Source organism: Boseongicola sp., from assembly GCF_057460485.1.
This window is the reverse complement of record NZ_JBVCWP010000150.1, coordinates 1-9,514: the sequence shown is the minus strand read 5'-3', so window position 1 is coordinate 9,514 and position 9,514 is coordinate 1. Positions and strand designations below refer to the sequence as shown.

The following is a 9,514-nucleotide window of genomic DNA, read 5'->3' as shown; positions in this document are numbered from 1 at the left end:
GGATCCTGGCAAATGGCAAATCGTTACGAGACGATGCTTAATGATCATTTCGAGCATGGGTTTGCGGTCGACTGGATGCGCAAGGATTTGGGGATTTGCCTGCAATCGGCCAACGAGATTGAAGCAAGCCTGCCGGTCACGGCTTTGGTAGATCAGTTCTACAAAGACGTCCAAAAAATGGGCGGCGGTCGCTGGGATACATCGAGCTTGTTTAAACGTCTTCAGGCAATGTGATTTACACAAGAGCGGAGATGGTTGAGGTGTGTCCCTCAACCATCTGATAGTCGGCGCTTTTTATGGTATGATCCGCGAGTATTTGGTGCCCTCGACCGACGCACCTGCCAGCAAGCCTGCCTGTCCGAAGACAACAGCGATAACCGGCGAAAGTGCGGTCGTCGTTTCGGCGGAAATATTCGCACCGCGATCATTCACCGCATATTCTACGTCGGCGCCAGCCGCCCAACCTGATGAGGCGCGGAATTCAGCCAGCGCTTCTTCGGTCATGAAATACAGAACATGTGCGTATTGCTGCGCGCCAATCTGCAGGCCAAAGCTTGCTTGTGTCGCCGAGTAATAATCAACAGAGATGCCGTTCACACGTAGCGCACCACGCCCGTAAGAAGCGCCGAACCCGAAGCCTGCTTCCGTGATCAGCGGCATGACGAGCATGCCCACAGATTTTTGCTGAAGGTCGCGCGTTCCGGGGAAGTTACTGTCAAGATAGTTCAGTGATGAATCAATGCGCGCATCAAGTTTTGCGGCACCCTCGCTGCCAATGCCATTGCCGCAAGCGGCAAGCGCCAGTGTTGTGGCCGCAGCTGCACCCAAGAGGGCGCGACGGGACATACGTTTCATTGGGAAGACCCTCTCATGCTCGATATTTGCCAAATAAAATGACGACCTTATCTGGCCGTTCGACCCAATGTATAGGGGACGCAGGGACGAGAGTCACCCTCTATAGTAGTAGACGGTCCGCCTGGACGCGATTTTTCGCTGGCCTAATGGTCCTTAAAAGCGCGCGCGACGTCCATGGCGAAATACGTCAGAATCCCATCGCAACCTGCTCGTTTGAAGGCCATGAGGCTTTCAAGCATCGTGCGATCGCCATCAAGCCAGCCGTTTTGCGCAGCGGCCTTGATCATCGCGTACTCGCCGGACACCTGGTAGGCGAAAGTTGGCGCGCCGAAGGTGTCTTTTACACGGCGACAAATATCGAGATACGGCATGCCGGGTTTTATCATTACCATGTCGGCGCCTTCGCTCAGATCTCGCTCGACCATGCGCAAGGCTTCGTCAGAATTTCCAGGGTCCATCTGATAGGTTTTTTTGTCACCGACCAGAAGGTCCGCGGCACCGACCGCATCGCGGAACGGGCCATAAAATGCGGAGGCATACTTAGCGGCGTAGCTTAGAATGGACGTGTCCGTGTATCCGTCAGCCTCAAGCGCGCGACGCATTGCGCCAATGCGGCCGTCCATCATGTCAGAGGGGCCGAGAATGTCGGCGCCAGCATCTGCCTGTGCAACGGCCATTTTCACCAGCGCCTCGACGCTTTCGTCGTTCAGGATGATCCCGTCGCGTACGAGACCGTCGTGTCCGTTGATATTGTAGGGATCAAGGGCGACGTCTGTCATGACCGCGACCTCGGGGACTGCGGCCTTGATCGCGCGAGTGGCACGGTTCGAAAGGTTGTCGGGATTCCAGGCTTCGTCGCAAGTCTCGTTTTTGAACTCGGTCTCGATGTAGGGAAAAAGACATATCGCGGGAATGCCAAGGGACGCCGCCTGTTCAGCCGAGCGGACGACGCGGTCGATCGTTTGACGAGCAACGCCGGGCATGGATGGCACCGGTGTTTCGTCGTCTTCCCCTTCGCGCACGAACACCGGCCAGATCAGATCATCAACGGTAAGCGTTGATTGGCGCACCAGTCTGCGAAGGGCATCAGAGGATTTGGTCCGGCGAAACCGTGTTGCGGGATGTGAAGCAATGGTCATGAGTGCGGTCTTTCGTGCACGGTTTTGGTTCCTTTTGCGGTAGCGAGCGGTTGAACACTGGTCAACCCTCGTAGCATTTCCTAGTGTCCGGCAAAACAAGAGCTCCGAGGCAGAATGTGAACTGGTACGACACTGTTTTTGAAGTCATCGATACGCGGTCCTTCTCCAATCTTTGGTATTGGATTGCGTTGGCGGTTTTGTGGTCTTCCGTCAGCCATTGGGTTCTTGGTGTTCCTTTTGATATGATCATACGTGCGCGGCGCGAAGATGAAGGCGAGGCGATGACGGATTTGCAGGACCTGGTGCGGATCAACGTAAACCGAATTCTTTATGTGGCCGAAGTGTCGGGAACATGGGCCATTTTATTTGGGTCTGCGGCCGTTACGGCGCTTGGATTGATGGCGGTGTTTTACAACGTTGAGATCGCTCAGGCGGTGTTGTTGTTGGCGGGCCCACTTGCCCTATTGGGCGCGCTGTCGCATCGAACATCGCGCATAATTCGCACTAGCGGGGTACAGGGCAGTGCTTTGATACAGCAATTGATGCGCCATCGGTTCGCGACACAGATGATTGGCGTTGTGGCAATCTTCATTACTGCAATGTTCGGAATGTACCAAAACTTGCACGTCGGAACGTTAAGTTTCTAGGGGTCGCTGGTTGACAGCACGGCCTCACAGGGTACGTCCCATTAATATGTTTGACCCCCGTCATATCACTGTTAGCGGCGCGCCTGAGGGTTTTGATGCAACGCTAATCCTTACAGAGCTTGAGAAGGCTTCTGGCGGTGTGGTGTGCCATGTTGCACGCGACGACAAACGGCTTGTTGCCATGCGCGAAGCGCTGGCATTTTTTGCGCCAGACGTTCCGATCTTCATGTTCCCCGGATGGGATTGTTTGCCGTATGACCGGGTGTCGCCGAACGCCGATATCTCGGCGATGCGGATGGCGACCTTGGCCGCGCTTGTTCACGATATGCCCAAGCGCTTTGTGCTTCTGACGACGCTAAATGCCGCGACCCAACGTGTCCCGGCCCGCTCGATTTTGAAGGAGGCCGCGTTTAGCGCAACCGTCGGCAACCGGATCAATGAAGCATCGCTGAGGGAGTTTTTGGTTCGGATGGGGTTTGTTCAGGCGCCGACGGTCACAGAACCCGGCGACTATGCCATTCGTGGTGGGATCATCGACATCTTCCCGCCCGGTGATGGAGGGCCTGTCCGTCTTGATTTCTTCGGCGATGTATTGGACGGAGCGCGTCGGTTTGATCCGGGCACGCAGCGCACGACTGAAAAGCTCGATTTTGTGGAGCTTGCTCCGGTCAGCGAGATCATCCTCGACGAGGCGGCGATCACGCGGTTCCGGCAGAACTATCGCTTGGAGTTCGGCGCAGCAGGGACGGACGATCCACTTTACGAGGCGGTGAGTGCCGGGCGAAAGCACGCAGGCGTCGAACATTGGTTGCCATTTTTTCACGAGCGCCTCGAGACACTGTTTGACTACATACCCGACGCAACAATCGCTTTGGACGATCAATCCACACCGATGCGTCTGGCGCGGTGGGATGCCATTGACGATCAATACGACACCCGCCGCGAGGCGATGACCGCAAAAGGGCGGATCGACAGCGTCTATAAGCCAGCGCCTCCGGGTGGATTGTATCTGGACGATGCTGCGTGGACTGATGCTGTTAAAACGCACCGGCTTTTGCAGTTTTCAGTCTTACCGCAGCCAACTGGTCCGGGTGTTACGGATGCGGCCGGCCGGATTGGCCGTGATTTTGCGCCCGAGCGGCAACAGGAATCAGTAAGCCTTTTCTCGGCTTTGGCAGCACATATTCAGGAGAAACGGAAAACCGCTCAGGTCGTGATTGCATCCTATTCTGACGGCGCGCGCGAGCGTCTTCAGGGTCTGATGGAAGATCAGGACATCACGGGGTCCGTTCTAATCAAGGACTGGCGCGATGTGCCAGAGGGCAACGGCGGTGTATTCCTTGTGGTTTGGGCGCTTGACCATGGCTTCGAGCAGCGTGACAGGCTTTGTGTTGTCTCCGAGCAGGACGTTTTGGGCGATCGACTTGTGCGAGCCCCGAAGAAAAAGCGTCGCGCCGAGAACTTCCTGACCGAGCATCAGACGCTTAGCCCCGGCGACCTGATCGTGCATGTCGATCACGGTGTCGGCCGCTACATGGGGCTTGAGGTGGTCAACGCACTGGGCGCCCGGCACGAGTGTATTCACCTAGAGTACGCCGGTGGTGATCGCCTTTTCCTGCCTGTTGAAAACATTGAACTTCTAAGCCGCTATGGAAATGACGAGGGTTTTCTCGATAAACTTGGCGGTGGCGCGTGGCAGGCGAAAAAAGCCAAACTGAAAGAGCGTATTCGCGAAGTTGCAGACAAATTGATACGCGTGGCGGCCGAGCGTTTGTTGCGCAAAGCGCCTGTGCTGGTGCCCCCCGATGGCATTTGGGACGCGTTTTCGGCACGGTTCCCTTATCAGGAGACGGATGATCAGCTGAAAGCCATTCACGACGCGATGGATGATCTTGCGAGCGGCAGGCCGATGGATCGGCTGATCTGTGGAGACGTTGGATTTGGCAAAACGGAAGTTGCGATGCGTGCGGCTTTTGCGGCCGCAATGTCAGGTGTTCAGGTTGCGATCATCGCCCCCACAACCTTGCTTGCACGCCAGCACGCCAAGGGCTTTAAAGAGCGGTTCCGTGGTTTTCCAATTGAAGTGCGCCAGTTGTCGCGCTTCGTGCCGATCAAGCGCGCCAATGAGACGCGCGACGGCCTGTCGCGTGGAACGGTTGATATCGTTATTGGCACGCATGCTGTTCTGGCGAAAAGTATTCGATTCCAAAACCTTGGGTTGCTCATTATTGATGAGGAGCAGCATTTCGGTGTCAGCCATAAAGAGAGGTTGAAGCAAATGCGCTCGGATATTCATGTGTTGACCCTTACAGCCACTCCGATCCCCCGGACGCTTCAGCTTTCGCTGGCCGGAGTGCGAGATTTGTCGATTATCGGGACGCCGCCGGTCGACCGGCTTGCGATCCGCACCTATGTGAGTGAATTCGATACAATCACTATTCGCGAGGCTTTGCTGCGCGAGCATTATCGTGGGGGGCAGTCGTTCTTTGTGGTGCCGCGGATTTCTGACCTGCCTGAGATAGAGGATTGGTTGAAGACCCAAGTCCCCGAGGTGTCTTATGTCGTGGCGCACGGACAGATGGCCGCGGGCCAGCTGGATGACCGAATGAACGCTTTTTACGACGGCAAGTACGACGTTCTTTTGGCCACGACGATCGTGGAATCTGGCCTGGATATTCCGACAGCGAACACGATGATCGTGCATCGCGCGGATATGTTCGGACTGGCACAACTTTATCAAATCCGTGGCCGTGTTGGCCGCTCGAAGACGCGGGCCTATGCCTATCTGACAACGAAGACACGCCAGCGACTGACGGTTCAGGCCGAGAAGCGGTTGCGAGTTCTGGGCTCGCTGGACAGCCTGGGAGCAGGGTTCACGCTTGCCAGTCAGGATCTGGATATTCGCGGGGCAGGCAACCTTCTGGGCGAGGAGCAATCGGGACACGTGCGTGAGGTGGGTTACGAGCTTTACCAGTCCATGCTGGAAGAGGCGATTGCCAAGATCAAAGCCGGTAAATTGGAAGGCCTGAGCGACACAGACGACCAATGGGCGCCGCAGATCAATCTGGGCGTGCCAGTTCTGATCCCCGAAGCCTATGTGCCGGATTTGGATGTGCGACTTGGGCTTTACCGACGCCTTTCGGGCCTTCAGACAAAGGTTGAATTGGAAGGCTTTGCCGCTGAACTTATTGATCGATTTGGGAAATTGCCGAAAGAGGTCAACACCTTGCTGCTGGTCGTGCGGATCAAGGCAGAGTGTAAAAAGGCAGGAATTGCGCGTTTGGATACGGGGCCGAAGGGGGCCACGATCCAGTTCCATCGTGACAAGTTTGCGGATCCTGCGGGGTTGGTGGATTTCATCAAGGATCAGCGCGGACAGGCGAAAGTCAAAGACAACAAGATCATCGTGCGCCGGGATTGGGCAAAATCAGGCGACAAGATCAAAGGCGCGTTTTCCATCGCGCAAGACCTTGCCGCAAAATTGCGGGCGGCCAAGGCAAAGTAGCGCGATGCCGCCGTGTCGGGGTTCGTCCGAAAGCTTGGTATTGTTGATGCGGCTGACTAAATAAGAACCTGAATGGCAAGCGACCAAGCCAACACCATCTGCATTCCGATCCGAACAACGATGGTCGCATTCAGCATGCTTGCAGTGGCGGAGATGGCGGCACACAGACCGAATCAAGGTGGAAAGTTTGCGTCTTGATCGAAGTTTTGATCGAAAATCTGTTGCGTGGACTTCAAAGCATTAAAGAGCATCGCGTAGATGAGGGTTTGCGCCCCAATCGCGAGGACAACCTCACGGTTTGCGAAAACCTCTTTGATACCGCACCAGATTTCCTTCGCGCTAAACGGACGCCGGGCTTTGGGTAGCAGTGTTTCTGGTTGCCGCAAGATAAGCCAGAAAATCGAGATGAGTGAAAAGATCACAAAAGTGAGGTAAATAGTTCTCCACCCGAAGGCCCAGGAGATCGCAGCGCCCATGGTTGGTGTGATTACGGGGACCAAGGAAAATACAATCATCAGGAAGCAGACGACCTCTGCCATTTGCCGGCCTGAAAACAGGTCGCGGGTGATGGCAAGTGCAACCACGCGGGGGCCTGCGGCTCCGACACCTTGCAAGGTCCGGGCGACCAGAATCGTTTCAAGGCGCGGGGCACGCGCGCTGAGGAGAGCGCCCAGAATAAAGAGAACGGAGCTCCCGATCGCAATTTTGTGGCGTCCGAACGTGTCACTGAGTGGACCTGCGAAGAGAGTTCCACACCCCATTCCCACCACGAATGTCGCGATGCCCAGTTGTACTTGATTGGGCGAGCCTTGCGAAAGCGAGGCGGCAATTTCCCGTGGGACCTGCAGCATGGCGTCGATGGAGAACGCAACAGTTGCTGCAAGCATTGCCGAAAGGGCCGCCAATTCGCAGCGCGAGATTGGTGTTGTCGCTGTTTTTGCTAAATTTTACTCGGCGGAATTCACTTGTTCGGTCAGCTCGTCAATGACCTGTAGCCAAAGCTCCGATTGTTGCGAGCCGGGCAAAACGTGCTGATTGGCGATCACAAACGTCGGGACACCGGTCACCCCACGCGCGCGCGCATGGGCATCTCGGGTGCGCACGTCTTCAAGGTCAGCTTCGGAGGAGAGAAGGCGTTCGGTCAGGGCCTTGTCGAGCCCGATGCCGTCCGCGATTTCAACGAGTATGCCGTGGTCTCCGATGTCTTGACCCTCTTCAAAGTAGGCCTTGAACAAGCGCGAGACAGCGGCGGTTTGACGCCCTTCAAGTCCTGCCCAATGGATCAATCTATGAGCATCAATCGTGTTGGGCGTGCGTTTTATCCCACTGAAATTAATCTTCAGGCCCGCGGCAATGGCGGCGTCTTCTATCTGGCCATAGACCTGCACGGCTTGGGCGCGACCGCCGAATTTTGTCTCAAGGTATTCGCGCCGATCCATGCCGCCTTCTGGCATATCAGGGTTCAGCTGGAATGGATGCCATTCGATCGAAAAGCGATGATCTGGCCGGGCAGAAAGCGCGCGGTCAAGATGGGCTTTACCGATGTAACACCAGGGGCAAATCGGATCGGAAAGGATGTCGAGCTTTATCATAACGCGCAGTCTTTCGCAGCCTCGTGCGTTGCGTGCAAGCTTTTTTGCGGGTGGGAGTTGCGATTCCAAGGTGTGCCTGAGGGCGCTATATTTGGTGCGTGTTGAACAACGATATCCCTGTTATTCTAGCGCTTGCACGTAGTTCAGGCACTGATCCAAGTGCAGATTCCATGCCCTTGGATCTTGGGCAGGGTCTGCGCGATTTGCACACTTCACGCGGTTGGGCACTTGAGCAGGCGGCAAGGCAGGCGGGCGTTGCGCGTTCGGCGTTGTCGAAGATTTAAGACAGCCAGATATCTGCGATCTATGATGTCCAGAAGAAACTAGCGGTGGGATTTGAGGTTTCGATACCCCAGCTTTTCACACCGCCCGAGCGTGATCAGGTTATGGGACGCATCGCGGTCACCAAGTCGGGCGAGCGGCAGGGACACGCGACCGTCAGCTATAAACACGAAATGCTGGCAGGAGCGCTGACCAAAAAGGCGAGGCTTCCGTATCGTGCGCGTCTCCATGCCCGTTTAATGGAGGAATTTGATGGCTGGGTGCGCCACGACCGTGTGGAGTTCCTTTTTGTGCTAACCGGAACAATCCGGCTTTATACCGAATTTGATGAACCAACCGAGATGCGACGTGGCGACAGCGCTTATTACAACGCGGCGATGGGACATAACGTGGTTTCGACCAGCCAGAAGGACGCCATGATGTTGTGGGTCACCGCGATCGGAAACGCAGGTTAAGCGACCTTAGAGTGGGGTTCGTTCGACATGGTGAAATCAAAGAATGCCTCGATAGCTTCGCTTGTCTCGTCCAGGGTCAATTCGTGAATTTGCGCAAGATAGCGCTTTAGGGCCGTTGTTTGCGCCGAAAGCGCAGGAACAATCTGCGGGTCTGCGTTGGGAAGGACCATTGAACGGTTTTCCAGATCGTCTGTGGATGATGTGTGATGTGCTGTGGTTGGCATGTGGCCTCCTGTTTCGTTGTTCGTCGAGCCTAGGGGGCAAAACCCTAGGACTAACTAACGCGGCTTACGGGAGGGATTTCTGGGCCGTTACAAGGGACTGTGTGGCCAGCCACGCGGCTATAGCCAGTGCTGCGGCAGATGCAAGACAGGCCGGCAACCATCCAATCTGATAGCTGGCCCCTGACATAACTGTCCCCAGAAGTCGTCCAGAGGCATTGGCCATGTAGTAAAAGTCTATATCCAACGTGACGCGCTTGTCGCTGGTGAAGGCAAGGATCAGATAAGAATGCACACCAGAATTCAAAGCAAACACAAAGCCGAAGACAAGAAGCCCCACAACGATGATGGCAACGAGACCCGTTGGATCAAACCATGGCGCAAGGGCGAGGGTAGCGGGGATCAAGGATAGCAAGCCGATCCAAAGCGACGCCGTTGCTACTGTTGCTTCGAGAGTCTGCGTCCGTTGTTTAAGGAGCTTCGGCGCAAGCGCCTGGATCACTCCGTAAGCGATGATCCAAAGCGCCATGAAGCTGCCGATGAGGAAGAATGCCTGACGGCTTCTGTCGTCTGTGCCGTCCGACAGCACGGAATAGAAGAAGATCGGGATGTGACAGCTAGAGACAGTCGATTGATCTGTGGGTTCTTTGAGAAACAGAGCTGAATTTGACACCTTTCATGCCGCCCGGCAGGCCCGGTGGCATGAAGTAAAACGGCGCGGCGAGTGTTGCTACCAGAGCGACTGCCACAGACAAAAGCGATGTCGTAAAACCGAAGATCGCAAGAAGGCTGGCGCCCAGAAGAAACCCAAAGCCTTT

Annotated in this window: 9 protein-coding genes and 2 pseudogenes; 4 read left to right on the top strand and 7 right to left on the bottom strand. The window is 55.7% G+C overall.

Annotated elements, in window-relative coordinates; genetic code table 11:
• Positions 1-234, top strand: a 234-nt coding sequence (locus AC221Y_RS15425) for an NAD-binding protein (protein WP_486707674.1), incomplete at its 5' end; no start/stop codon positions are given.
• 60 nt (positions 235-294) lie between these two features.
• Here AC221Y_RS15425 and AC221Y_RS15420 read toward each other — a convergent pair.
• Complete coding sequence (locus tag AC221Y_RS15420) at positions 295-855, bottom strand: lipid-binding SYLF domain-containing protein (RefSeq protein ID WP_299753852.1); 561 nt, start codon at positions 853-855, stop codon at positions 295-297.
• A gap of 143 nt (positions 856-998) precedes the next feature.
• Entirely contained in the window at positions 999-1,994 is a 996-nt protein-coding gene (gene hemB / locus AC221Y_RS15415) for a porphobilinogen synthase (RefSeq protein WP_486707673.1), read from the bottom strand.
• A 116-nt stretch (positions 1,995-2,110) separates the two neighbouring features.
• Here hemB and AC221Y_RS15410 point away from each other — a divergent pair, with 116 nt between their 5' ends.
• A complete protein-coding gene (locus AC221Y_RS15410) occupies positions 2,111-2,641 on the top strand; it encodes a component of SufBCD complex (protein ID WP_299753850.1) in 531 nt (176 codons plus the stop codon).
• A gap of 46 nt (positions 2,642-2,687) precedes the next feature.
• The gene (gene mfd, locus AC221Y_RS15405; protein ID WP_299753849.1) at positions 2,688-6,146 is read left to right on the top strand and encodes a transcription-repair coupling factor; all 3,459 of its coding nucleotides are present in this window, start codon (positions 2,688-2,690) and stop codon (positions 6,144-6,146) included.
• Between the two features lie 173 nt (positions 6,147-6,319).
• Here mfd and AC221Y_RS15400 read toward each other — a convergent pair whose 3' ends face one another.
• Positions 6,320-7,051, bottom strand: a complete 732-nt coding sequence (locus AC221Y_RS15400) for an MFS transporter (RefSeq protein WP_486707672.1) — start codon at positions 7,049-7,051, stop codon at positions 6,320-6,322.
• 42 nt (positions 7,052-7,093) lie between these two features.
• A complete protein-coding gene (locus AC221Y_RS15395) occupies positions 7,094-7,738 on the bottom strand; it encodes a DsbA family oxidoreductase (protein ID WP_299753847.1) in 645 nt (214 codons plus the stop codon).
• A 98-nt stretch (positions 7,739-7,836) separates the two neighbouring features.
• On the opposite strand from AC221Y_RS15395, the pseudogene AC221Y_RS15390 reads away from it, so the two are divergent.
• Positions 7,837-8,475, top strand: a pseudogene (locus AC221Y_RS15390) (helix-turn-helix domain-containing protein).
• Here AC221Y_RS15390 and AC221Y_RS15385 read toward each other — a convergent pair.
• The 3 genes and pseudogenes from AC221Y_RS15385 to AC221Y_RS15375 all read right to left on the bottom strand — a co-directional run.
• Positions 8,472-8,699, bottom strand: a complete 228-nt coding sequence (locus AC221Y_RS15385; RefSeq protein WP_299753846.1) for a hypothetical protein — start codon at positions 8,697-8,699, stop codon at positions 8,472-8,474. The pseudogene AC221Y_RS15390 and the gene AC221Y_RS15385 sit on opposite strands and share 4 nt — an antisense overlap.
• Positions 8,700-8,763: 64 nt before the next feature.
• Positions 8,764-9,369 carry an MFS transporter gene (locus tag AC221Y_RS15380; RefSeq protein WP_486707671.1) on the bottom strand — a complete coding sequence of 202 codons (606 nt, stop codon included), beginning with the start codon at positions 9,367-9,369 and terminating at the stop codon, positions 8,764-8,766.
• Positions 9,314-9,514 (bottom strand): annotated as a pseudogene (locus tag AC221Y_RS15375) (organoarsenical effux MFS transporter ArsJ); the annotation flags it as partial. The gene AC221Y_RS15380 and the pseudogene AC221Y_RS15375, both read right to left, overlap by 56 nt.